This is a genomic window from Caballeronia sp. LZ062 (assembly GCF_031450785.1).
Taxonomy (GTDB): Bacteria; Pseudomonadota; Gammaproteobacteria; order Burkholderiales; family Burkholderiaceae; genus Caballeronia.
In genome coordinates this window covers 1,745,145-1,768,107 of record NZ_JARTWB010000002.1, presented here as the reverse complement: position 1 = coordinate 1,768,107, position 22,963 = coordinate 1,745,145, and the positions used below count along the sequence as shown (strand labels likewise).

Sequence of the window (22,963 nt, the reverse complement as noted above, 5' to 3'; positions counted from 1 at the left end):
GCCTCAAGGACCTTTGCAGAAAATCGCCGTGATGAAGGGCGCGACGTGGTGCACGTCCGCGTCGCTGCCCGCTGCGTCGACCTTCTCCTGCACGGCGTCGTCGCTGGCCCAGACGACCACGCCGTAAGCCGAATCCGCAATCGGCTCACCGTTGCCCTGTTTGAAGATCGGATCGTCCTTCTGGTAGCCGACGACCGCATACACCTTGAAACCGTACGCGGTCAGCACCGCGCCTTTGACCGCCTTGAACGCGTTGACCGAGTTCGGCTCCACGCGCATCGGCTTCTTCTCGATCAACCCGTCTTGCTGAAGCGGCGCGATGAAATCGTGCGCGGTGGAGCGGCAATCGAGCTGCGCTTCGATTGCGCGCGCATGTGACGGCGTGGCCAGCGCGGCGAGTGCGAGTGATGCGGCTAGGCGTAATAGAAGCGCGTCGGCCTTCATAGGGAGTCTTCACGGTGACGGACGAAAGCTTGCACTTTAGCGAGCGCGCAAAAATTGTGCTCGGATGAGCGCGCTCGATCCACATCGCAAAGAAAAACGCCCTTCGTCGGAAGGGCGCTTAATCGACACTCAGGCCGCCAGTTCCAGCGCCGCCGGGTTGCGCCGCTCGCGCTCGTGCACACGCTTGCCTGCCGCGTAGGTTTCGAACACGGCGCGGTCGTCGCCGAGCAGCGCAAACGCGAACAGCAGTTCTTCAAGCGACTCCACACGCGCCGTGCGCCGCGCGAGCAGCGGCGTCGCGGCCGGGTCGAGCACGACGAAATCCGCTTCGCTGCCGGGCGCGAGCGTGCCGATCTTGTCGTCGAGTTCGAGCACTTGCGCCGCGCCCGTCGTCGCGAGCCAGAACATGCGTGTCGCGCTTAAGTGATGCCCCGTCAGACGCGCAACCTTGTGCGCTTCGTTCATCGTCTGGAGCATGGAAAACGACGTGCCGCCGCCGACGTCCGTCGCGAGCGCCACGGGCATCTTCGACGCGCCAGCTTTCTCGAAATCGAACAAACCGCTGCCGAGAAACAGGTTCGACGTCGGACAATGCGACGCCACCGCGCCCGTTTCGGCCATGCGCTGCCGGTCGGTATCGTCGAGATGGATGCAGTGGCCATACACCGCGCGCCGCCGCAGGAGGCCGTAGTGATCGTAGACGTCGAGATAGCTGCGATGCCCCGGAAAAAGGCTCTCGACCCACTTGATCTCGTCGGTGTTCTCCGCGACGTGCGTCTGAATGAACACGTCGTGATGCTGCTGCGCGAGCGCGCCGCACGCTTCCAACTGCGCTTCGGTCGATGTCGGCGCGAAGCGCGGCGTCAGCGCGTAATGCTGACGCCCGCGGCCATGCCAGCGCGCGATGAGCTCGGCGCTGTCGTCATATCCCGATTGCGCCGTGTCGCGCAGGAATTCGGGGCAGTTGCGGTCCATCAGCACCTTGCCCGCCACCATGCGCAGATTGCGCGCCTCGCTCTCGGTAAAGAACGCATCGGCGGATTGCTTGTGCACGGTGCAGTAGACGAGCGCCGTGGTCGTGCCGCACGCGAGCAGTTCATCGAGGAAAAAGCTCGCCGTCTCGCGCGCGACGGCCGGGTTCTCGAAGCCGCGCTCGGTCGGAAACGTGTACGTGTCGAGCCACGGCAGAAGACCCGGCGCGGGCGACGCGATCATGTCCGTCTGCGGAAAGTGAATATGCGAGTCGATGAAGCCCGGCACGATCAGCTTGTCGCGCATGGTGTGAACGATCGCGTCCGCGCCGAGCGTGTCGCGCAGCGACGCATACGCGCCCGCCGCGACCACTTTGCCGTCCTCGACGATCAGAAGGCCGTCGGCCTCGTACACCGCGCCGTCGGCGGCAAGCGCGGGGTCTTCGCGGAAGGTGAGCAACTGGGCGCGGTAGGCGGTCTGAGTCATGGTGCAACGTCTCCGATTTCTAGTGATGTCTACAGCTGCGAAAGCAATACGAGCGAGAAGGCCGCGATGATCCACATCGCCGGCTTGATCTCCTTGAAGCGCCCCGTCGCCGACTTGAGCACGACGAACGCGAGAAAGCCGTACGCGACGCCGTCGGTGATCGAGTAGGTCAGCGGGATCAGGATCATCGCGAGGAACGCGGGAATGGCTTCATCGAAGCGATGCCATTCGATCTGCGTGATCGCTTCCATCATGAACACGCCGACGAGCACGAGCGCGGGCGCGGTCGCGATTGCCGGAACGAGCGAGAGGAGCGGCGAGAGAAACAGGAACGGCAGGAAGCACAGGCCCGCGACGACGGCGACGAGCCCGGTGCGCCCGCCCGCCGAAATGCCCGCTGCCGATTCGATATAGGCGTTCGCGGGACTCGTGCCGAGCGGCGCGGAAACCAGCGCGGAGAACGCGTCCACCATCATCGACTGGCGAATGTTGCGCGGGTTGCCGTTCGCGTCGAAGAGCTTGCCGGCCTCCGAGATCGCCATGAAAGTGGAAAGCGCGTCGAAGAACGACGTGAAGAGCATCACGAAGATGAACGGCCAGTAAACCACTTTCAGCGCGCCCGTGAGGTCCAGTTGCCAGATGCCCGAGAAGTCCGGCGCGGAGAACAGGCCGTTCCAGTTCACCAGCGTTTTCGTGGCGATGGCGGCGGGCCAGTACGCGGTGCCGTCGCCCCAGACGCGGCCGATCGGAATGGCGATGATCGTCGTGAACACGATGCCGAGCATCAGCGCGCCGGTCACCTTGCGCGCGACCAGGATCGTCGTGACGGCAAGGCCGATCAGGAACGTGATGACGACCGGATTGAGCGATGCCGAGTGCACGATGGTCACCGGATCGCCGACGACGAACTTCGCGTTCACGAGCCCGATCAGGCTAATAAACAAGCCGATGCCGCACGACACCGCATGGCGCAGGTTCGCGGGAATCGCATCCACGACGAGCTTGCGCGCGTTGAACACCGCGAGCACCGCGAAGATCACGCCGGCCCAGAACACGCAGCCGAGCGCCGTCTGCCACGGCATCTTGCCGCCGTGGACCATCACGAAGGCGAAGAGCGCGTTCATGCCCATGCCGGGCGCGACCAGCACGGGATTGCGCGCGTAGAGGCCCATCGCGCAGCTGCCGAGAAAGCTGACGATGACGGTTGCCGTGAGCGCCGCCGGAAACGGCACGCCGGCCTGCGAAAGAATGCCGGGATTGACGACGATGATGTACATCGCCGTGAGGAACGTGGTGATGCCCGCGACGATTTCGGTCTTCGTGCGCGAGCCCGCCGCGCGAATGCCGAAGAATCGTTCGAGGGCGGTGGTGTCGCGTTGGGTTGTTGCTGTGGTATCCATCTTTATTGCGTTTAGTACGGTTAGTGCTTGGCTTTACTGCTTCCAGTACGCATCGAGGCGCGCGACCATTGTGGCGCGTTCGTCGTCGGTGACGAACGAGGCTTCCAGGCTGTTCTTCAACAGCGTGTAGACCTCCTTGTCCGACAGCTTCAGCGCATCGACGATAGCGAAGTAGTTCGCGTTGACGTAGCCGCCGAAATACGCGGGATCGTCGGAATTGATCATCACCGCGACGCCCTGATCCAGCAGGTCTTTCAGCGTGTGCTTGGTCATGTCGTCGAACACGCAGAGCTTGATGTTCGAGAGCGGGCACACGGTCAGCGCGATGCGCGCATCCGCGAGACGTGCGACGAGCGCGGCGTCCTCGATGCTGCGCACACCGTGATCGACGCGATCCACCTTGAGCACATCCAGCGCCTCGTAGACATACGCGGGCGGGCCTTCCTCGCCCGCATGGGCGACGAGCTTCAGCCCGCGCTCACGCGCCTTGGCGAAGACGCGCTCGAATTTCGACGGCGGATGCCCGCGTTCCGACGAATCCAGCCCGACGCCGATCAGCCGGTGCGCGTACTGGTCGAAGAGCGGCAGCGCGCTTTCGTACGTGGCGAGCGCGTCTTCCTCGGAGAGATGACGCAGGAAGCAGAGAATCAGTTTCGACGTGAGGCCGCGCTTCTCGCCTTCGGCAAGCGCGCGCTCGATGCCCGCGACGACCGTTTCGATGGCGACGCCGCGCTCCGTATGCGTTTGCGGATCGAAGAAGATTTCCGCGTGCGTGACGTGGTCGGCGAGCGCGCGCTCGACGTAGGCCATCGTCATGTCGTAGAAATCGGCTTCATGCAGCAAGACGCTCGCGCCCGCGTAGTAAATGTCGAGGAACGACTGCAGGTCGGTGAACGCGTACGCGGCGCGCAGCGCGTCGATGGAGTCATATGCGAGCTTCACGCCGTTGCGTTCGGCAAGCGCGAAGATCAGTTCCGGCTCGAGTGAGCCTTCTATGTGAATGTGCAGCTCCGCCTTCGGCGCGCGCGCGATCTTGTCGGCGAGTGTGGGATTCATGGGCTTGGGGTTCTTATGTCGATGCTAGGGGCTTCCGCTCGGGGTCAAGCGGTCTGTTGCGACGACGTGGAAAGCTCGGCACGCGCTTCCACGGCCTGCAGCAGCTGGGCGGCTGCCGCGACGGCAATGACTTCGGGCGCTTTATCGACGATGCCGTCGATGCCGATCGGACACACCATCTTCGCGATGCGCGCCGGGTCGATGCCGCGCGCGGCGAGCCGGTGCTCGAACTGCCGGCGCTTCGTGTGCGAGCCGATCATGCCGAAGAACGCGAAGTCGCCGCGCGCGAGAATGCGTTCGGCCAGGACGAGATCCACCGCATGGTTGTGCGTCATCACGATGAAGTACGTGCCCGGCGGCGCGTTGTCGACGGCCTCGTCGGGCGCGTCGTTCGGCTCGATCGTCACGTTGTCCGGCACGAACTGCGGGGCCGGGAACGCGGCGTCGCGCTCATCGACCCATCGTACGTGACAGGGCAGCGTGGCGAGCACGCGCACGAGCGCCGCGCCCACGTGACCCGCGCCGAACAGCACGACCTGAAAGTCGCGCGGCGCGATGGTTTCGGTGAGCAGCGCGCCGCTCTCGTCGAAGCCCGCGCCGTCCCACAACAGGCAGTCGGTGGTGTCGGCGCCCGGCTCGGGATCGGACAGCATCACGGCGTCGGGCATCGGCGCGAAGGAGACGCTGCGCACCGTCGAAAGCCCGGCTGCCGTGCGTTTGGCGAGCGAAGTCACCCAGTTGAGGTCCGATACGTCGAGCCGCTCGAACGCGAGCACGACCGCGCCGCCGCAGCACTGGCCGAGGCTCGGGCCGAGCGCGAAACGCTCGAGCCGCCTCATGCGCGGGCTGCGCATGCCGTCCTTCAGCACTTGCCGGGCGGTTTCGATCGCCTTCCATTCGAGATGGCCGCCGCCGATGGTGTAGCGGGCGTCCTCGCGCGTGACGATCATCTTCGTGCCCGGCTCGCGCGGCGCGGAGCCTTCGACACGCGCGACCGTCACGAGCACGACGGCGTCGCCGTGCGCGAGCAGGTGTTGCAGGTCGTTCAGCCAAACTTGCATGGATGAGGCTCCGGGAGAGGATCGGGTTATTGCGTCGTCGCAGGCGCTAGTTTACCGGGGCGGCGGACTGAGCCTCGGCGGCGAGAGAAGCGAGCGCATCGAGAATCGCTTCGGGCGTGGCGGGCGCGCGCAGCTTGGGCGCTTCGGGCGCGTCGGGCGCCGTGCCCGCGATGGCCGCACGAATGGCGAGCAGCACCGAAAACGCCAGCAGGAGCGGCGGCTCGCCGACCGCCTTCGAGCGGAAGATGGTCGGCTCGGCGTTCTCGTTGCCCGCGCCGCGAAAGAGCGCGACGTTGAACGCGGCGGGCGTGTCGTTGACGGCGGGAATCTTGTAGGTGGAAGGCGCGTGCGTCATCAGGCGCCCGTCGCGGTTCCACCACAGCTCTTCTGTCGTGAGCCAGCCCATGCCCTGAATGAAGCCGCCTTCCACTTGTCCCAGGTCGATGGCCGGGTTGATCGAGCGCCCCGCGTCGTGCAGCACGTCGGCGCGCAGCAGCTTCCATTCGCCGGTGAGCGTATCGACGACGACCTCCGATACCGCCGCGCCGTACGCGAAGTAGTAGAACGGATGGCCGGTCAGCGTCTTCGCGTCCCAATGGACCTTGGGTGTTGCGTAGAAGCCGTCGGACCACAACTGCACGCGCGCCAGATACGCCGCCGCGACCAGTTGATCGAAGGGCATCTGCCCGCCGTTCGCCTCGACCACGCCGCCGTGAAAGCGCACGTCCGCCGCCGCGCCGCCGAGTTGCCTCGCGGCCAGTTCCGCGAGGCGCTCGCGGATGGTCAGCGCCGCCGCTTCCGCCGCCTTGCCGTTCAGATCGCTTCCGGTCGATGCCGCCGTCGCCGACGTATTCGCGACCTTCGACGTATCGGTGGCCGTCACGCGCACGCGCGCGAGTCCGATGCCGAGCACGCTCGCCACCACTTGCGCGACTTTCGTGTTGAGCCCCTGGCCCATTTCGGTGCCGCCGTGATTGACGAGCACCGAGCCGTCCTTGTAGACATGCACGAGCGCGCCGGCCTGATTCAGAAACGGCACGTTGAAGGAGATGCCGAACTTGACCGGCGTGAACGCGATGCCGCGCTTGAGCACGTCGTTCGTCGCGTTGAACGCGGCGATCGCTTCGCGGCGCGCGTGGTAGTCGCTGGAGGCGATCAGGTCGTCGGTGAGCGGCGTGAGCACGTTGTCCGCGACGGTCTGACCGTACGGCGTGACGTTGCGCTCGCCGATGCGGTAGTAGTTCGCGCGCCGCACGTCGAGCGGATCGCGCTTCAGCCGATGCGCGATTTCATCGAGCATCACTTCCATCACGAGCGCGCCTTGCGGCCCGCCGAAGCCGCGAAACGCCGTGTTCGACTGTGTGTTCGTCTTGCAGCAGAACGCGCGGATATCGACATCGCTCAAGAAATACGCGTTGTCGAAGTGGCAGACGGCGCGCGTCGCCACCGCGCCCGACAAGTCCGCCGAATAGCCGGCCCTCAGCGCGATCTCGACGCGCGCCCCGACGATGCGCCCGTCTTCGTCGAAACCCGCTTCGTATTCGTAGACGGCGTCGTGGCGCTTGCCGGTGATCATGAAGTCGTCGTCGCGATCGGCGCGCAGCTTCACGGGACGTTTCAGCACGTGCGCCGCGAGCGCCGCGACGCACGCGAAGAGCGCCGATTGCGATTCCTTGCCGCCGAACCCGCCGCCCATGCGCCGGCATTCGCAGACGACCGCGTGCGTCGGCCAGTCGAGCATGTGCGCGACGACCTGCTGCATTTCGCTCGGGTGCTGCGTCGAGCTGTAGACGAGCATGCCGTCCGATTCTTTCGGGACGGCGTACGCCACCTGGCCTTCCAGATAAAACTGCTCCTGCCCGCCGACCTCGAATTCCCCGGCAATGCGATGCTTCGCGCCCGCGATGCGCGCGTCGGGATCGCCGCGTTTCAGATGCAGCGGCGGAAGCACGAACTGCTTGCGCGCCTTGGCTTCGCGCGGCGTGAGCACGGTTTCGAGCGGCTCGTAGCGCACGACGTCGTCGCTTTTGGCGAGCGCGGCGGCGCGGCGCGCCAGATCGTGCGTTTTCGCGATGACCGCGAACACCGGCTGCCCGAGGTACTGCACTTCGTCGGCGGCGAGGATCGGATCGTCGTGGATAACGGGGCCGCAGTTGTTCTCGCCGCGAATATCGGCGGCGGTCAGCACGGCGACCACGCCGGGCGCGGCACGCACGGCATCGAGATTCATCGAGACGATGCGCGCGTGCGCGTATCGCGACAACCCGAGCGCCGCGTGCAGCGTGCCGCGCAATTCGCGAATGTCGTCGGTGTAGACAGCCTCGCCGCTCACATGCAGCGCCGCCGATTCGTGCGGCAGCGCGGCGCCGGCTGCGTCGACGTCAGCGGGGCGGGCCGCGGCGTCGAGCGCGATAGGTTCGCTGGCCTTGTTCATGGCTGCTCCTCGGAGACCGACGCATGGGCGGCGTAGGCGAACGCGTTGACTGTGGCGAGCGCGAGCGGCGCGTCGGCGCGCGTTTCCAGATGAAAGCGCCGCAGCAGGTTGCGCGCCACCTTCGCCCGATACGCGCTCGATGCGCGCATGTCGGTGAGCGGCTGATAGTCGGCGTCGAGCGCGCTCATCGCGACGCGCGCGGTGTCGTCGGTCCAATGCGCGCCGGTTAGCGCCGCTTCGGCTTGGGCCGCGCGCCTGGGCGTCGCCGCCATGCCGCCGAACGCGATGCGCGCGCTCGTCACACGATGCGTGTCGTCAAGGCGGATTGCGAAGGCCGCGCAGACGGCGGAGATGTCCTGATCGTAGCGCTTGGCCACTTTGTAGGTCCGGAACCGCAAGTCTGCGGCAGGGCGCGGCACGCGGATCGCCGCGACGAATTCGCCCGCCTGCAACGCGGTTTTCTGATACGCGAGGTAGAACGCGTCGAGCGGCATGGTGCGCGTCGCGTCGCCTCTTTGCAGCACGAGTTCCGCGTTCAGCGCGATAAGCGCGGGCATCGAATCCCCGATTGGCGAGCCGTTCGCGATGTTGCCGCCGAGCGTGCCCGCGTTCCGGATGGGCCGCGACGCGAAACGCGTCCAGAGTTCGGCGAGTTCGGGATAATCGGCGGTGAGCGCGGCGTACGCGTCTTCGAGCGATGCGGCCGCGCCGATCGTCAGCGTCTGCGCGTCGTGCTCGATGCGCTTCAGTTCCTCGACATTGCCGATAAAGAGAATGTCGCCGAGATCGCGAAACTGCTTGGTGATCCACAGGCCGATGTCCGTGCTGCCGGCAAGTAGCCGCGCGTCCGGATTCGCTGCGCGAAGGCGGGCGAATTCGGCGCGGCTGACGGGCGCGTGGAAGGCGGGCGTGCCGAAGGCTTCGCCGCGTGCGTCCGGCGCGCGGTACTCGAATGTCTGCGTGCGGCGCAAGCCGGCGAGCGTGTCGCGGATCGCATCGCGGTCGAAAGCCGGCGGCGGGTAGTCGAACATGCGCTCGGCGGCATCGATGATCGGCCGGTAGCCGGTGCAGCGGCACAGGTTCCCGGAAATGGCGGCGGCGATTTCATCGCGCGAGGGCGGACCGGCATCGCGCGGATGGGCGTGATACAGCGCCCACAGCGACATGACGAAGCCCGGCGTGCAGAAGCCGCATTGCGAGCCGTGACAATCGACGAGCGCCTGTTGCACCGGGTGCAGCGCGCCGTCCGCGCCGCGCAGGTCTTCGACGGTGAAGAGCGCGCGCGAATCGAGCGTCGGCAGCAGCTGGATGCACGCGTTGACGGCCTTTAGCGCGAGTTCGCCGGCTGAATCGAGTTCGCCGACGACGACCGTGCAGGCGCCGCAGTCGCCTTCGGCGCAGCCTTCTTTGGTGCCGGTGCAGTCGTTCGCGCGCAGATGTTGAAGCACGGTGCGCGTGGCGGGCGCGCCGGCGATTTCGCGGACGGCGCCGCGGTGCAGGAAGCGGATGGTGTGCGTTGTCATGAGCCGGGCAGGGACATTGCGGACCAGGCGCGCGTTACGCGGTTTCCGCCTGCATCCCGAAAATCGGGCATGTAAGCGGACTGCGCGCACGTAGATCGCCATCCAGCCTCGACCATAGCACCGCAATATCCCGAAAATATTGTCGGGACCGTATTCAGATTATGCGGAAGCGGTGATGCGGGGAAGTGAAATGCGAGAGAAACAGCGCGAGGCGCGGGGCGTGAGCGCCCGCGCCGAAAGCAAGCTCACAGCGCCGCCGCGCGCGCCTTGCGCCGCGACCGAATGCTGAAGGCGACGAGCACGAAAATCACCGCAAACGCGACGAGCGACCACTGCGGCAGCGAAAGCCCGAAAATCGGCGGATAAGCTGTCTCACAAAGCCCCGCCACCTTGAAGACTTGCGGCATCCAGCGCGCGGGCGGCAGGCTGTCGACGACCGGCTGCAACGCATCGAAGCCGCAGCTGAATCCGGGGTTCGCCTGAATGTAGACGTGCCGCGCGGCCGTGGCCAGGCCGCCCAGCGCCGAAAGCGCGACGAGCGCCTCCAGCAGCCCGACGCCGCGCCAGCCGTTGAAGCCTGCGCCGAGAAACGCGAACACGGCGATCAGCACGAAAAAATAACGCTGGATGATGCACAGCGGACACGGGTCTTCACCGCGGAAGAATTGCAGATACAGCGCTCCGCCGACGAGCGCGAGGCAGACGAAGCCCAGCAGCGTCAAGAGCCGCCGTTCGCGGCGCAGCGCGCGGTCGTCCTCGTGCATCGTGAATTGATGTAGATGGTTGTTCATTATTTCGCAACGATTCGAGAAGGAAGCGCCTGATTCGGCGGGCGTCGCGCAGGAATTCTAGCGCGATCGCCCGGCGCGAGACACAGCCGCGTTTTCGTGAAGGATGCGGCGCTTCAGCGCGTCGTTTCCAGCACGGCTTCGACCGCGCGGCCGATGGAGAGCAGCGTGTCGTCGGCGTTCGGCGCGCCCGCGAGCATCAGGCCGACCGGCGCCTCGCCGCGCCGATGACACGGCAGCGACAGCGCACAGGCATCGAGAAAATTGAAGGTCGTCGGATTGCGCAGCACGAGCGCGTTCGTGCGCGCGAAATGATCGTCGTCGGCCTGGAGTTCGGCGATGCGCGGCGGCAGCACGGGCACCGTCGGGCAGAGGATTGCGTCAAAGCGTTGCCAGAGTGTCGTGCGCGCGGCGTCGATCATCGCGGCGCGGGCTTCGCACAGTTCGATGTAGTCTGCGGCGCTTGCGGTTTCCGCGCGCATCAGACGCGCGAGCACGCGCGGATCGTATTGGCCGGCGTGCTCGGCAATCAGCTTGCGATGCCACGCGTAGGCTTCGATGGCCACGAGCCCGAAACGGTTGATTTCCGGCAGACGGTCGAGCGGCGCGAAGCGCACGTCCTCCACCAGCGCGCCCGCCGCCGCAAGATGATCGACCGCCGCTTGCACGGCTTGCGCGACGGGCGCTTCCACACCGTCCGTGACGTAATTCGTGAGCACGCCGAGACGCACGCCGTCGAGCGGGCGCGTGGCGGGCACCTCCGGCTCGCGCCCCGCGAGAATGCGGTCGACGAGCGCGCAGCAAGCGACCGTCGCGCCGATCGGCCCGAACGAATCGAGCGTCTTGGAAAGCGGCACGCCGCCTTGCTTCGGAATGCGGCTCGCGGTCGGCTTGAAGCCGGTCAGGCCGCAGAACGCGGCGGGAATGCGCAGCGACCCGCCCGTATCGGTGCCGAGCGCGACGGCGGCCATGCCGTCCGCAACCGATGCCGCCGCGCCCGACGACGATCCGCCCGCAATGCGCGTGTCGTCCGGCACGTTCGCCCGGTATGGTGAGCGCGGCGTCCCATAGTGCGGATTGAGCCCGAGCCCCGAAAACGCGAACTCGCTCATGTTCGTGCGTCCGACGATGACCGCGCCCGCGCGGCGCAGGCGCGCGACCGTGACGGCGTCGGCGCGGGCGGGCTCCGCGTTCGCCAGCACGCGCGATCCCGCGCGCGTCACCTGGCCTTCGACATCGAACAAATCTTTCACCGACACGGGAATGCCCGCGAGCGGCGAAAGCACCGTGCCCGCGCGGCGCAGCGCGTCGTGGGCGTCGGCGGCGGCGCGGGCGTGCTCGGCATCGACCTGAAGGAAAACGGTCGAGCCTTGCCCGTTCGGATCGGCGATACGTTCCAGCGCGGTCTCGACGAGCGCGCGGCTCGTCGTGCGGCCGCACTTCAATTCGGCGGCGAGGAGGGCTAGCGGGGCGAACTGCGGCGAAGTGGTCGGCATGGCATCGAGCAGTGGCGTTGCCGGCGGCGGCGCGGGCGAAGCGTGCGGCGGGCTTCGTTCATCGCGTGCCGGCGGCGGTCCGGTGCGCGCGGCGGCGCGTCGCATCGGCGGTGAAAGGGCGGGCGGTCGTCGGCGGACTGCGGCCGGACGCCCAAGGTGGCTGTCATTCTATGCCAGCGCAGTAAGAAATACGCGACGACACCATCAACGGTGCGATGAGTCGTGTATTCAGATGGTCCGCGAGAAGCGCCGCAGGCTCGCCTGTCCCATATAGCGGTCGAATACCGACGCGACGTTGCGCACGAGCATGCGTCCGGCGGGCAGCACGCGAATGGCGTCCGGCGTGATGTCGACGAGGCCGTCGTCGGCCATCGGCGCGAGGCGCGCGAGTTCATCGGCGAACGCGTCGCCGAAGACGATGCCGTGTTCGCGCTCGACGTCCGCAAACCGCAGCACGCCGCCGCACATAAGCCGCATGATGACGTCGCGGCGCAGAAGGTCGTCGGCGGAAAGGCGCACGCCGCGCTGAATCGCAAAGCGGCCCGCGTCGATGGCGGCTGCGTAGTCGGCGAGATCGCGCGCGTTCTGGGCGTAGACGTCGCCGACCTTGCCGATCGACGACGCGCCGATGCCGATCAGATCGCAGTCCGCGTGCGTGCTGTAGCCCTGGAAATTGCGCTGGAGCGTGCCGGCTTCGTACGCGCGGGCGAGTTCGTCGCCGGGCAGCGCGAAATGATCCATGCCGATGTAGACATAGCCCGCATCGCTCATCCGCTCGATCACGCGCTTCAGAATGGCGAGCCGCATGGCAGACGAAGGCAGCGCGCTTTCGTCGATCTGACGCTGCATCTTGAACAGCGCGGGCATGTGCGCATAGCCGAATACGGAGACGCGGTCCGGCGCGAGCGCGATGATCGCATCGAGCGTGCGCGTGAAGCTCTCGACGCTCTGATGCGGCAAGCCATAGATCAGATCGACGCTCACCGACTCGAAGCCGTGCTCACGCGCCGCGCGCATCACGTTTTCGGTCATGGCGCGCGGCTGAATGCGGTTGACGGCCCGCTGCACGCGTTCGTCGAAGTCCTGCACGCCGAGGCTCAGCCGGTTGAAGCCGAGTTCGCGCAACACCGCGATCGTTTCGGCGGACGCTTCGCGCGGGTCGACTTCGATCGAGTATTCCGCGCTTGCATCGGCCACGAGGTTGAAATGCTCGGCGGTGGCGGCCATGAGTTCGGCCATTTCGTCGTGCGAGAGGAATGTCGGCGTGCCGCCGCCCCAGTGAAGCTGCGTGACGGGGCGTCGCGTATCGAAGCACGCGGCCTGCATCGCGAGTTCGCGTTTCATGCGGTCCAGATACGGCCTTGCGTGCGCGCGGTTTTTCGTCGCGACCTTGTTGCAGCCGCAATAGAAGCAGACGGTGTCGCAAAACGGAATGTGGAAGTACAGCGACAGGTCCGCCGACGCGCCGCCTTCGCTTGCGGCTTTGAAGTAATGCGCGGGGTCGAACGATTCCGAAAACTGGACGGCGGTCGGGTAGGACGTGTAGCGCGGGCCGTGCGCGTCGTAGCGCGCGAGCAGGTCCGGCCGAAAGAGGGTGTCGGCGAGGGTCATGGGCAGCCTTTGGGTTGCGCCGATCTTACGCGGGCGCCTGCGCGCGCGCCTTGCGTGATAACGTCGCAGCCGCTTTCCGGGGTGCGCTTGGCTGGCATGGGACAATGGCGCCTTAGCCGCTGTTTCGACTGCTTTTGCCATGTCTATCCCGTCTTCGTCACCTCATGCCTGCCGCGAAGGATGCGGCGCGTGCTGCATCGCGCCGTCCATCACGAGTCCGATTCCGGGTATGCCCAACGGCAAGCGCGCGGGCGAGCCGTGCATTCAGCTCGACGATGATTTGCGCTGCAAGATTTTCGGCGACCCGCGCCGGCCCGCGTGCTGCAGCGGTTTGCAACCGTCCGCCGACATGTGCGGAGAGACGCGCGAGCATGCCGTTCGATGGCTTACACGGCTCGAGATCGACACGCAACCGCAATGAACTTCGTCTGTCCAAGCACGGTCACGAGATCAAGTAGAGGAGATTCCCGCATGCCACGACCCGCCGCGCCGCTCAGGCGCCGGTTGCTGCTGGGCGCGCTCGCCGCGTTGCCCGCATTCGCGCTCGCACCAGCGGCGCATGCCGCGTCCATTTTTCCGTTTATTCCGGATCACTACACATTTTCGCAAAAACAGGTGCAGGAAGCGGTTGCGCGCAAATTCCCGCTGGAACGTACCGCGCGGCAAATCTTCGACGTCGTGCTGAGCAATCCGGTCGTCGGCATGGCGGCGGACCGCAATCGCGTCACGGTGCGCGTGGACGCGCGGCTATCCACGCCTTTCATGCCGAACCCGGTGAACGGCGCGTTCACGTTGTCGACGCAACTCGCCTATGACGCCCCGAGCCGCTCGGTCGTGCTCGTTTCGCCGACGGTCGACGATTCGCAGCTCGCCGGCGACGCTGCGCAGTACAACCAACAAATCGCGGCGGCCGGCGCGCTGCTAGCGGCGCAACTGCTCGACCGCTATCCCATCTACACGTTCAAGCCCGAAGAACTTCAGTTTGCGGGCGTGTCTTACGAACCCGGTACAATCACAGTCCTTACAAACGGCATACGCGTGCAGATTGTCGAGAAGTGAATCGAAATCCTGGCGCGCCACGCTGCACACCAACGGCAAAAAAGCGAACAAGGGCTGACGGATGGACTGGATTCTGATGGTAAAGGCGCTCGTGCTGGGCGTCGTGGAAGGCTTGACGGAGTTCCTGCCGGTGTCGAGCACGGGGCATTTGATCGTCGCGGGCAGTTTGCTCAATTTCACCGACGCGCAGGCCAAGACATTCGATGTCGTCATTCAGTTCGGCGCCATTCTCGCGATCTGCTGGGAATATCGCGCGAAAATCGGCTCGGTAGTGGGCGGCCTCGGCAGCCGTCCGGACGCGCGGCGCTTTGCGATCAACGTCATCATCGCGACGATCCCGGCCATTGTGCTCGGCCTGCTGCTGGAGAAGAAGATCAAGTCGGTGCTGTTCTCGCCGGTGCCGGTGTCCGTGGCGCTGATCGTCGGCGGGATCGTGATTCTGTGGGCGGAAGCGCGACAGCGCGATCGCGGCGCGCCGCCGCGCGTGCATTCGGTCGATGACCTTTCCTTCGCCGATGCGCTGAAGGTCGGTCTTGCGCAGTGCCTTGCGCTGATTCCGGGCACATCGCGCTCGGGCGCGACGATCATCGGCGGCATGCTGTTCGGGCTGGAGCGCCGCGCGGCCACCGAATTCTCGTTCTTCCTCGCCATTCCCATCATCTTCGGCGCGACGCTCTACGAAATGGCCAAATACTGGCGCGCGCTCACGGTGAACGACCTCGGGCTCTTCGCCATCGGGCTCGTGTCCGCGTTCGTGAGCGCGTTCATCTGTGTGCGTTGGCTGCTCCGTTACGTCGCCTCGCATGATTTCACTGCATTCGCGTGGTATCGCATCGGCTTCGGGCTGCTGATCCTGATCGTCGGGTATAGCGGCGGTCTGAGCTGGGCGGACTGATTCGGTAGGACTGTCTTAAAAACGCAAACGCCACGGCTAGCCGTGGCGTTTGCGTTTTTAGGTGCGGCTTACTTGCGGCGAAACAGCAGATCCCAGACGCCGTGTCCGAGCCGTAAGCCGCGGCGTTCGAACTTCGTCACCGGCCGATAATCCGGACGCGGCGCGTAGCCGTCGGCGGTGTTTTCGAGCATCGGTTCCGCTGAGAGCACGTCGAGCATCTGTTCCGCGTAGTTCTGCCAGTCGGTCGCGAGATGCAGATAGCCGCCCGGCTTCACGCGCGAGCTCAGGAGCGCCACGAACTTCGGTTGAATGAGCCGACGCTTGTGATGCCGCGCCTTGTGCCACGGATCGGGAAAATAGATGTGCACGCCGTCCAGACTCGCGGGCGCGATCATGTGCTCGAGCACCTCCACGGCGTCGTGCTGAAGAATGCGGATGTTGCCGAGCTGCTGCTCGCCGATAAGCTTCAGCAGCGCGCCCACGCCCGGTTCGTGCACTTCCACGCCGATAAAGTCGTCGCCCGGGCGGGCCGCCGCGATTTCCGCCGTCGTCGCGCCCATGCCGAAGCCGATTTCGAGCACGCGCGGCGCCTGCCTGCCGAAGAGCGCGTCCCAGTCCGCGAGTTCCGGCGCGTAGGGCAGGACAAAGCGCGGGCCTAGTTCCTCCATCGCGCGCTGCTGTCCCGGCGAGACCCGGCCCGCACGCGTCACGAAGCTGCGAATGCGCCGATGATGCAGCGGCTGCGATGTCTCGCTGTTGGCGCGCTGACCGGCGGCATGAGCGTCGTCGCCGTGGGGATCGTGGGATTGGTCGTTCATGGCGGAATCGGAAGCGGGGAAGCGTCGCGCGGAAACTAAAAAGCCGCCTCGCTGTATGGAAGGCGGCTTTCGCTTATGTGTTGCTGGTCTTTGCTCGTGATGCTGGAGCGGGCGATGGGAATCGAACCCACGTCAGTAGCTTGGGAAGCTACGGTAATAGCCATTATACGACGCCCGCGTGAGCCGACTATTGTAAGCGCAACGCGCGCCGCCGCGCAATCGCGGGCGGCGCGGCAAGGACTAGATGCCGAAGAGCGTCATCGATACCGCGACGCGCGTCACCACCATCAAGAGCACCTGCACGATCACGAAAAGCAGAATCGGCGACAAATCGATGCCGCCCAAACGCGGCAGGATCCGGCGCAGCGGATCGAGAAACGGCGCGGTGATCTGATAGAGCAGCGGCATGGCCGGCGACTGCGGGTTCAGCCACGAAAGCAGCGCCATGAGAATCGTCATCCAGATGATGAGGTTGAGCGCCCACTTGACGACGGTCAGAACCGCGACGAGCAGGAGCATCGGCAGCATCACCGTCGGATCGACGCCGGCGAGATACACCATCAACGTCACATAGACCAGCGCCGCAATGTAGGCGGCCACAATGCTTGCCCAGTCGATTTTGCCGCCGGGCAGGATCTTGCGGAGCGGCAGGACGATCCAGTTGGTCGCCTGCATGACGGCATTCGAAACCGGGTTGTACGGCGGCATGCGGACCACTTGCATCCACGCACGCAGGATCAGCGCCGCGCCGAACAGGGTGAAGACGGTATTAAGCAGAAAACGGGCGATATCGCCGAACATCTCGGGTCCTCTTGGGAAACGTGGCGGCGGGAGGGCCGCGCCGGGGTCGGGAAAAGCGAAGCGAACAGGCGATGAAGCTAGCAGCCGCTGCGAGGCCGCCGGGACTGACGCTGCCGTGGCGAGGCGAACGCGCAAGCCGCGTGGCGCAAGCCGTAATGAGTGACCTTGATCATTGTTTGTTCTCTGGACTGAATGTCTTCCGAAGCCGCCGCGCTCGGGCCGGAGCCGGCGAACGCCGCGATCTCTTCTCTTCTAGCAGATGGCGCCTTGCATTCCCCGCCCACCGCCAATGCCGGTGGGGCGCCGGACGTCACCTTAACATGGCTTCGGCGCGGCTTGGGCGCGTTGTCCAACAGGGACGAGCGATTGTCTTTGAGAACGAATGAAAGCCGGATGCAAGCATAGCGCATGCAGGGGCGCATTGCCGCAAACCCTGATGTTGCCGGCTCGCGACGCTTTCTCCGAGCGCATTTCACGCAAAGATGGCAGGATAGGATCACAGAAAACGATTGAATCAGAAGCCGTGAACAATTGGGCGAGCCGCTCGCCGGTTAATCCATGGCATGTTTTCTGCTGAAATGTGGTTCACCGCACGCGGCTCGCGTGTTTTGGTTCTTTTGCGAACATTGATGAACGAACCGGGCGCTAATACTAAAAGACAAGAGTGATTAACGGAAATGCATGGCCCGCTTGAGCGGCCGCTTTCCTCGACGTTTTAAAACGCTACGTTCGGAGGTCGCATGAGCATTTTCTCTTATCGAAAGCATTTGCGTTTCTTGAGCCAGGCCCAGAGGCGTCGCTGGTGGGACCAGAAGAAGCGATTGACGCCGCGCGTCGTAATCGGCGCCGCGTATGTCCCGCCGAATGTCACGCGCGAATTCGCCTATGTGAAGGTGGGTTGAATCCCCTGAAAGTGTCTTGACTGTATGCAAAGCCCCGTCGAACGGTCCGTTCGGCGGGGTTTTTCATTTTATTTGTAAAGAGACGTTACTCCTGTCCGACTTGATTGCCGACGCCTTGGACGAACGGAGGGCGCGTTACCTTGCCGTTCGGGATATCCGACGGATCACGCCGCCCCGACCATCCGACCTGGTCATCCAGAACCTTGCAATTTGCAACAAATGGTCTGAGCGACCTCGCGCCTTTTTCGCTAAATTTAAACTACGCAGCCGCGCGACCGGATGGACCGGTCGACCCCAAGCGGCGAGGAGAACCAAAGTGAAAAAGCTCGGTAGTTTGTTGGTCGCTGGCGCCCTCGGCCTGGGGGTCGCGGGTGTGGCGGGTGTCGCTCAAGCGCATGTGTCGGTAGGTGTCGGTATCGGCGTGCCGGCGTATCCGGTTTATCAGGCGCCGCCCGCGCCGGTTTATGTCGCTCCGCCGCAGCCGGTCTATGTCGCTCCGCCTCAGCCGGTTTATGTCGCGCCGCCTCCGCCTGTCGTGTATGCGCCGCCGCCCGCAGTCGTCGTCGGCGGGTATGGCTATGGATATTACGGACGTCCTTATTGGCGCCACGGGTATTATGGCCATCCATATGGTCGTGGCTACGGTCACGGCCACTGGCACTAATTAAAAACGGAGCCCCGCGAGGGGCTCGATTTTTTTGCACATCCACGAAAAGGCTATTCCGATTCGCTTCGGAACTGGCGAGAATGGCGTTTTCCCGACGCCACTTCTCATCCGATGCCACTTCCTGCCCCGACTTTCGATGACGTCGCCGATGCCGCCCGCCGCATAGACGGCGTTGCGCATCGCACGCCGGTTCTCACGTCCCGCACGGCGGACGAAATCGCCGGCGCGTCGCTCTTTTTCAAATGCGAAAACTTCCAGCGCATGGGCGCTTTCAAGTTTCGCGGCGCCTATAACGCGCTTTCCCATTTCGACGACGCGCAGCGCGCCGCCGGCGTCATCACGTATTCGTCCGGCAACCACGCGCAGGCCATTGCGCTGTCGGCGAAACTCGCCGGCATCCGCGCGACGATCATCATGCCGGAAGACGCCCCGGCCGCGAAAATCGCGGCGACGCGCGGCTACGGCGGCGAAGTCGTCACGTATGACCGCTACACGCAGAATCGCGAAGAGATTGGCCGGGTGCTCGCCGAAGAGCGCGGCATGACGCTGATTCCGCCGTACGACCATCCGCACGTGATCGCCGGGCAGGGCACGGCGGCGAAGGAACTAATCGAGGAGACCGGCCCGCTCGATTACCTCTTCGTGTGCCTCGGCGGCGGCGGACTGATCGCGGGCTGCGCGCTCGCGGCGGCGGCGCTCTCGCCGTCGTGCAAGGTGATCGGCGTGGAACCGGAAGCGGGCAACGACGCGCAACAGTCGCTCGCGCGGGGCGAGATCGCGCATATCGAGGTGCCGCGCACCATCGCGGACGGCGCGGCGTCCACGCATGTCGGCGAATACAACTTTCCGATCATCCAGAAGCACGTGGACCGCATCGTCACGGTGAGCGACGCGCAGCTCGTCGACACGCTGCGCTTCTTCGCCGAGCGCATGAAGATGGTCGTCGAGCCGACCGGCTGCCTCGCCGCTGCGGCGGTGCTTCAGAAAGTGGTGCCGGTGGAAGGCAAGCGCGTGGGCGTGATCGTGAGCGGCGGCAACGTCGATCTGGCGCGCTTCGCGCAGTTCATCGCGTGAAGCGGGCCGTCACGACGCCGCGTGGACGATCAGATCGCGGTACCCGTTGACGATCACGCTGTACGAAAAGTAAGCGAAGAGCACGGCGGATAGCACGTGGCACGCGCGCAAGAGGCGCGTGCCGGCGCGTTTGCGGCCATGGGCGGCGAGCGTGCAGACGAAGAGCGTCCAGCCGAGTCCGCCGCAAAAGAAGCCGAGCAGAAACACCGACGCGCTCATCGGGCTCGTCGCGCCGGCTTTCGCAATCAGCGCGCCGCCGACCGCCGCGAACCACAGAATCGCGCTCGGCGATGAAACCGCGAGCAGGCATCCGCGCAAGAAACTCTTCAGATGGCTCTGACGCGGCGTGCGTGTATCCGCTTCGCCCTCGACGGGCGGCGCGGACGCGGGGTTCATCGCCTCGCGCGCCATCTTCCACGTGAGAAACAGCAGCACGATGGCTCCGCCGATCCAGACAACCCAGCGCACCGCAGGAAACTGCAGCAGCGCGGACATGCCCGCTAGCGCCAGCGCCGCGTAAAACAGGTCGCCGAAACACGTGCCGAGGCCGAGCACGAGCCCCGGCTTGAAGCCGTGCGACAGCGCAAGCGAAATGATTGCGACGTTGGCGATCCCGATATCCAGACACAGCGACAGCGACAAGAAGAAGCCGTCCGACATCAACGACCACGAGTGCGTCATGCGTGTCTCGTGAGCGCGAGCGTCACGTCGAGATGGCCGGTCGGCACGCCCATCGTGTTCACCATCGGCGGATGACGGAAGTCGTCGAGCGCCGCGCGCTGCTCGCGCGTGCCGATGTCGAGCAGCTCCAGCACGTGCGCAACGATCGCGTGCAGCACGTTCGTGTTGCCGTCTTCGACCTTCACCGCAATGCCGAGCGCGCCTCCCGGCCGCTTCAGGCCGATCGCATAGCTCGCGTCCGCGCCGGTCTTGCCGACGAGCGCGCCGCCGAACGCGCGCATCAGACGCGTGCAGAAGCGTCCTTCGCCCGCGACGAGTTCGGGATGCGACGTCATCGCGCGGTGAATGCGCGCGAGCGGCGAGCCGTCCGGCGCGTCGGCAATCTTCATATAGAGGCGTGCGAGACGGTCGAGCGGGAAAGCGGGCGTCGGCAGATTGCATCCGTCGATGGCCCAGAGCACGTCCTCGAAAGGCAGATCGACGGCATCCGCCATCGTGCGTTTCACGCGCGCCTGCAGCGGATGCTCCGGCAGGTGATAGCCGTCGAGCGGCGCGTTCATCGCCCGCGCGCCTGCCAACATGCCGGCGTGCTTGCCCGAACAGTTGCTGCACACGGGCGTCGGCGAGAAGTCGCGGCGAATCCAGTCTTTGTAGACGGTATCCGATATCGGCGGATGGCCGCCGCAACGCAGGTCGCTCTCGCTCGCGCCGGACTTCCCCAGCATCGCGCGAGCGCGTTCGACGTGGCGGGGCTCGCTGCTGTGCGAGCCGCACATGAGCGCGAGATCGGCTTCGTCGAAGCCGAAGCGTTCCAGCGCGCCCGTCTCAATCACGGCGAGCGCCTGCGCCGGCTTCGCGGCCGAGCGCGGCAGCGTCACGCGATGCGGGTCGCCGAACGAATGCAGCAGACCGCCTTGCGCATCGACCACGGCGACGTGCGCCGCGTGCGTGTTCTCGACTGCCTCCCCGCGATACAGCGTCGCTGCGATCATGCGTTCCTCCCCGCGTTGTCCAGTCCGATTTCGGTCCACAGCGCATCGACACGGCGCTTGACGGCCGCGTCCATCGTGATCGGGCGGCCCCATTCGCGGTTCGTCTCACCCGGCCACTTGTTCGTCGCGTCGAGCCCCATCTTCGAGCCGAGACCCGCGACCGGCGAGGCGAAGTCGAGGTAGTCGATCGGCGTGTTGTCGATCATCACGGTGTCGCGCGTGGGATCGACGCGCGTCGTGATCGCCCAGATCACTTCCTTCCAGTCGCGCACGTTCACGTCTTCATCCACCACGACGATGAACTTCGTATACATGAACTGCCGCAGGAAACTCCAGACGCCGAGCATGACGCGCTTAGCGTGACCGGCGTAGCTCTTCTTCATCTGCACGATTGCCATGCGGTAGCTGCACCCTTCCGGCGGCAGATAGAAGTCCGTGATCTCGGGAAACTGCTTTTGCAAGAGCGGCACGAAGACTTCATTGAGCGCCACGCCGAGCACGGCCGGTTCGTCGGGCGGCTTGCCGGTGTAGGTGGAGTGGAAGAGGGCGTCGCGGCGCAGGGTGATTTTCTCGACCGTAAAGACCGGAAACCACTCCTGTTCGTTGTAGTAGCCGGTGTGATCGCCGTAGGGGCCTTCCAGCGCGTGTTCATATTTCGCGGCGGCACTCGCCGACGGACGCGGCGGCGCGCCTTCTGGTGCCGGGGGCAGAGCGCCTTCCTGCGGATAGATGAAGCCTTCAAGCACGATCTCCGCGCGCGCCGGCACCTGCAGGGTATCGACGCCCGGCGTCAGACACTTCGCCAGTTCGGTACGTGAACCGCGCAGCAGACCCGCGAACTGGTACTCGGACAGCGTGTCGGGAACAGGCGTGACCGCGCCGAGAATCGTGGCCGGATCGGCGCCCAGCACCACCGCCACCGGATACGGCTTGCCGGGATTGGCGAGCGCGAACTCGCGGAAATCGAGCGCGCCGCCGCGATGCGCGAGCCAGCGCATGATGAGCTTGTTGCGCCCGATCAGCTGCTGCCGATAGATGCCGAGGTTCTGGCGCGTCTTGTTCGGCCCGCGTGTGACGGTCAGGCCCCACGTCAAGAGCGGTCCGGCATCGCCGGGCCAGCAGGTCTGGATCGGCAGGCGCGCGAGGTCCACGTCGTTGCCTTCCCACACGATCTCCTGACAAGGCGGTGCGCTCACCGACTTCGGCGCCATGTCCCAGACCGCCTTGGCGAGCGACAGCAGCTTGCCGGCGTCCTTCAGGCCGCGCGGCGGCTCCGGTTCTTTGAGCGCGGACAGCAGCCGGCCGATATCGCGCAGCGAACTCAGCGCGGCGGTGTCGCTGCCTAGCGTCGCATTGGCGCCGATTTGCGATTCCGTTTCGATGCCCATGCCAAGCGCCACGCGCCGCGTCGTGCCGAACAGGTTCGCCAACACCGGCATGCTGTGACCGGTCGGCGCTTCGAAAAGCAGCGCCGGGCCGCCCGCGCGCAACACGCGGTCGGCGAGTTCGGTCATTTCGAGGACGGGTGAAACAGGCTGCCGGATGCGGCGCAGTTCGCCGAGCGCCTCCAGGCGGGCGGTGAAGTCGCGCAGATCTTTATATTTCATCGATGGTCGGACGAGGACTCGAGGCCGCTACGGGAAGCGGGCGGGGTGGGACGGCTGCGCGCTAGGCGATTGTCGATTTTACCTGTGCAGCAGTCCGTGCGCTGGGAGACACTCAGCAAATTCCCCGGAAAACTGCGTGGCGGACGTGCGTTTGCGCTCCTAAACGGTGTTCATTATTACTGTAAGTAATTGAAAC

The 22,963-nt window shown here is 65.4% G+C and carries 20 protein-coding genes and 1 tRNA gene; 5 read left to right on the top strand and 16 right to left on the bottom strand.

All coding sequences use genetic code 11. The annotated features are described in order from the left end of the window. Window positions 1–3: 3 nt before the first annotated feature. The 10 genes from P9239_RS14340 to hemN all read right to left on the bottom strand — a co-directional run bounded on the left by P9239_RS14340 (window position 4) and on the right by hemN (window position 13,271). A complete protein-coding gene (locus tag P9239_RS14340) occupies window positions 4–444 on the bottom strand; it encodes a hypothetical protein (protein ID WP_309751922.1) in 441 nt (146 codons plus the stop codon). 129 nt (window positions 445–573) lie between these two features. Beyond that, window positions 574–1,902: a guanine deaminase gene (gene guaD, locus P9239_RS14335; RefSeq protein WP_309751920.1), complete on the bottom strand. Its 1,329-nt coding sequence runs from the start codon at window positions 1,900–1,902 to the stop codon at window positions 574–576. A gap of 29 nt (window positions 1,903–1,931) precedes the next feature. Further along, entirely contained in the window at window positions 1,932–3,302 is a 1,371-nt protein-coding gene (locus P9239_RS14330) for an NCS2 family permease (protein WP_309751918.1), read from the bottom strand. A gap of 33 nt (window positions 3,303–3,335) precedes the next feature. Beyond that, window positions 3,336–4,358 (bottom strand): adenosine deaminase, encoded by a 1,023-nt coding sequence (locus P9239_RS14325; RefSeq protein WP_309751916.1) that lies wholly within the window; start codon window positions 4,356–4,358, stop codon window positions 3,336–3,338. 44 nt (window positions 4,359–4,402) lie between these two features. Continuing rightward, entirely contained in the window at window positions 4,403–5,419 is a 1,017-nt protein-coding gene (gene xdhC / locus P9239_RS14320) for a xanthine dehydrogenase accessory protein XdhC (RefSeq protein ID WP_309751914.1), read from the bottom strand. A 46-nt stretch (window positions 5,420–5,465) separates the two neighbouring features. Continuing rightward, window positions 5,466–7,853, bottom strand: coding sequence for a xanthine dehydrogenase molybdopterin binding subunit (gene xdhB, locus P9239_RS14315; RefSeq protein ID WP_309751912.1), 2,388 nt, complete (start codon window positions 7,851–7,853; stop codon window positions 5,466–5,468). Then, the gene (xdhA, locus tag P9239_RS14310; protein WP_309751910.1) at window positions 7,850–9,376 is read right to left on the bottom strand and encodes a xanthine dehydrogenase small subunit; all 1,527 of its coding nucleotides are present in this window, start codon (window positions 9,374–9,376) and stop codon (window positions 7,850–7,852) included. The genes xdhB and xdhA overlap by 4 nt, the downstream gene beginning before the upstream one ends. Window positions 9,377–9,621: 245 nt before the next feature. Then, window positions 9,622–10,140, bottom strand: coding sequence for a disulfide bond formation protein B (locus P9239_RS14305; RefSeq protein WP_309754056.1), 519 nt, complete (start codon window positions 10,138–10,140; stop codon window positions 9,622–9,624). Window positions 10,141–10,280: 140 nt separating this feature from the next. Beyond that, window positions 10,281–11,660 (bottom strand): amidase, encoded by a 1,380-nt coding sequence (locus P9239_RS14300; RefSeq protein ID WP_309751908.1) that lies wholly within the window; start codon window positions 11,658–11,660, stop codon window positions 10,281–10,283. Between the two features lie 228 nt (window positions 11,661–11,888). Continuing rightward, on the bottom strand, window positions 11,889–13,271 hold the full coding sequence (gene hemN, locus P9239_RS14295; RefSeq protein WP_309751905.1) for an oxygen-independent coproporphyrinogen III oxidase: 1,383 nt from the start codon (window positions 13,269–13,271) through the stop codon (window positions 11,889–11,891). A gap of 139 nt (window positions 13,272–13,410) precedes the next feature. On the opposite strand from hemN, the gene P9239_RS14290 reads away from it, so the two are divergent. From P9239_RS14290 to P9239_RS14280, 3 genes are all read left to right on the top strand, one after another. Further along, on the top strand, window positions 13,411–13,692 hold the full coding sequence (locus P9239_RS14290; protein ID WP_309751903.1) for a YkgJ family cysteine cluster protein: 282 nt from the start codon (window positions 13,411–13,413) through the stop codon (window positions 13,690–13,692). 50 nt (window positions 13,693–13,742) lie between these two features. After that, window positions 13,743–14,330, top strand: coding sequence for a DUF1439 domain-containing protein (locus P9239_RS14285; protein WP_309751900.1), 588 nt, complete (start codon window positions 13,743–13,745; stop codon window positions 14,328–14,330). Window positions 14,331–14,391: 61 nt separating this feature from the next. Further along, window positions 14,392–15,225, top strand: coding sequence for an undecaprenyl-diphosphate phosphatase (locus P9239_RS14280; protein WP_309751899.1), 834 nt, complete (start codon window positions 14,392–14,394; stop codon window positions 15,223–15,225). A 68-nt stretch (window positions 15,226–15,293) separates the two neighbouring features. On the opposite strand, the gene trmB is transcribed toward P9239_RS14280, so the two are convergent. The 3 genes from trmB to P9239_RS14265 all read right to left on the bottom strand — a co-directional run bounded on the left by trmB (window position 15,294) and on the right by P9239_RS14265 (window position 16,844). Beyond that, on the bottom strand, window positions 15,294–16,043 hold the full coding sequence (gene trmB / locus P9239_RS14275) for a tRNA (guanosine(46)-N7)-methyltransferase TrmB (RefSeq protein ID WP_309751897.1): 750 nt from the start codon (window positions 16,041–16,043) through the stop codon (window positions 15,294–15,296). 103 nt (window positions 16,044–16,146) lie between these two features. After that, window positions 16,147–16,221: transfer RNA gene (locus tag P9239_RS14270), tRNA-Gly, on the bottom strand. Window positions 16,222–16,283: 62 nt separating this feature from the next. Further along, on the bottom strand, window positions 16,284–16,844 hold the full coding sequence (locus P9239_RS14265; RefSeq protein ID WP_309751895.1) for a YggT family protein: 561 nt from the start codon (window positions 16,842–16,844) through the stop codon (window positions 16,284–16,286). 1,218 nt (window positions 16,845–18,062) lie between these two features. Here P9239_RS14265 and P9239_RS14260 point away from each other — a divergent pair. Continuing rightward, the gene (locus tag P9239_RS14260; RefSeq protein ID WP_309751893.1) at window positions 18,063–18,410 is read left to right on the top strand and encodes a hypothetical protein; all 348 of its coding nucleotides are present in this window, start codon (window positions 18,063–18,065) and stop codon (window positions 18,408–18,410) included. Window positions 18,411–18,524: 114 nt separating this feature from the next. Further along, window positions 18,525–19,487 carry a threo-3-hydroxy-L-aspartate ammonia-lyase gene (locus P9239_RS14255; RefSeq protein ID WP_309751891.1) on the top strand — a complete coding sequence of 321 codons (963 nt, stop codon included), beginning with the start codon at window positions 18,525–18,527 and terminating at the stop codon, window positions 19,485–19,487. A 9-nt stretch (window positions 19,488–19,496) separates the two neighbouring features. Here P9239_RS14255 and P9239_RS14250 read toward each other — a convergent pair whose 3' ends face one another. From P9239_RS14250 to P9239_RS14240, 3 genes are read right to left on the bottom strand one after another with little or no spacing between them, the layout of a single operon-like run. Next, a complete protein-coding gene (locus P9239_RS14250) occupies window positions 19,497–20,168 on the bottom strand; it encodes a LysE family transporter (RefSeq protein WP_309751889.1) in 672 nt (223 codons plus the stop codon). After that, entirely contained in the window at window positions 20,165–21,160 is a 996-nt protein-coding gene (locus P9239_RS14245) for an asparaginase (RefSeq protein ID WP_309751887.1), read from the bottom strand. Before P9239_RS14245 ends, P9239_RS14250 begins: the two co-directional genes overlap by 4 nt. Beyond that, a complete protein-coding gene (locus tag P9239_RS14240; protein ID WP_309751885.1) occupies window positions 21,157–22,767 on the bottom strand; it encodes a UbiD family decarboxylase in 1,611 nt (536 codons plus the stop codon). Before P9239_RS14240 ends, P9239_RS14245 begins: the two co-directional genes overlap by 4 nt. Between the last annotated feature and the right edge of the window lie 196 nt (window positions 22,768–22,963).

Bases quoted from the DNA above. Each gene is read 5' to 3' on its own strand.
- P9239_RS14240 (WP_309751885.1), bottom strand. From the start codon at position 22,767: ATGAAATATAAAGATCTGCGCGACTTCACCGCCCGCCTGGAGGCGCTC.
- P9239_RS14280 (WP_309751899.1), top strand. From the start codon at position 14,392: ATGGACTGGATTCTGATGGTAAAGGCGCTCGTGCTGGGCGTCGTGGAA.
- xdhB (WP_309751912.1), bottom strand. From the start codon at position 7,853: ATGAACAAGGCCAGCGAACCTATCGCGCTCGACGCCGCGGCCCGCCCC.
- P9239_RS14250 (WP_309751889.1), bottom strand. From the start codon at position 20,168: ATGACGCACTCGTGGTCGTTGATGTCGGACGGCTTCTTCTTGTCGCTG.
- P9239_RS14300 (WP_309751908.1), bottom strand. From the start codon at position 11,660: ATGCCGACCACTTCGCCGCAGTTCGCCCCGCTAGCCCTCCTCGCCGCC.
- xdhA (WP_309751910.1), bottom strand. From the start codon at position 9,376: ATGACAACGCACACCATCCGCTTCCTGCACCGCGGCGCCGTCCGCGAA.
- xdhC (WP_309751914.1), bottom strand. From the start codon at position 5,419: ATGCAAGTTTGGCTGAACGACCTGCAACACCTGCTCGCGCACGGCGAC.
- P9239_RS14285 (WP_309751900.1), top strand. From the start codon at position 13,743: ATGCCACGACCCGCCGCGCCGCTCAGGCGCCGGTTGCTGCTGGGCGCG.
- P9239_RS14255 (WP_309751891.1), top strand. From the start codon at position 18,525: ATGCCACTTCCTGCCCCGACTTTCGATGACGTCGCCGATGCCGCCCGC.
- P9239_RS14265 (WP_309751895.1), bottom strand. From the start codon at position 16,844: ATGTTCGGCGATATCGCCCGTTTTCTGCTTAATACCGTCTTCACCCTG.
- P9239_RS14245 (WP_309751887.1), bottom strand. From the start codon at position 21,160: ATGATCGCAGCGACGCTGTATCGCGGGGAGGCAGTCGAGAACACGCAC.
- P9239_RS14290 (WP_309751903.1), top strand. From the start codon at position 13,411: ATGTCTATCCCGTCTTCGTCACCTCATGCCTGCCGCGAAGGATGCGGC.
- P9239_RS14340 (WP_309751922.1), bottom strand. From the start codon at position 444: ATGAAGGCCGACGCGCTTCTATTACGCCTAGCCGCATCACTCGCACTC.
- hemN (WP_309751905.1), bottom strand. From the start codon at position 13,271: ATGACCCTCGCCGACACCCTCTTTCGGCCGGACCTGCTCGCGCGCTAC.
- P9239_RS14330 (WP_309751918.1), bottom strand. From the start codon at position 3,302: ATGGATACCACAGCAACAACCCAACGCGACACCACCGCCCTCGAACGA.
- P9239_RS14325 (WP_309751916.1), bottom strand. From the start codon at position 4,358: ATGAATCCCACACTCGCCGACAAGATCGCGCGCGCGCCGAAGGCGGAG.
- guaD (WP_309751920.1), bottom strand. From the start codon at position 1,902: ATGACTCAGACCGCCTACCGCGCCCAGTTGCTCACCTTCCGCGAAGAC.
- P9239_RS14305 (WP_309754056.1), bottom strand. From the start codon at position 10,140: ATGCACGAGGACGACCGCGCGCTGCGCCGCGAACGGCGGCTCTTGACG.
- trmB (WP_309751897.1), bottom strand. From the start codon at position 16,043: ATGAACGACCAATCCCACGATCCCCACGGCGACGACGCTCATGCCGCC.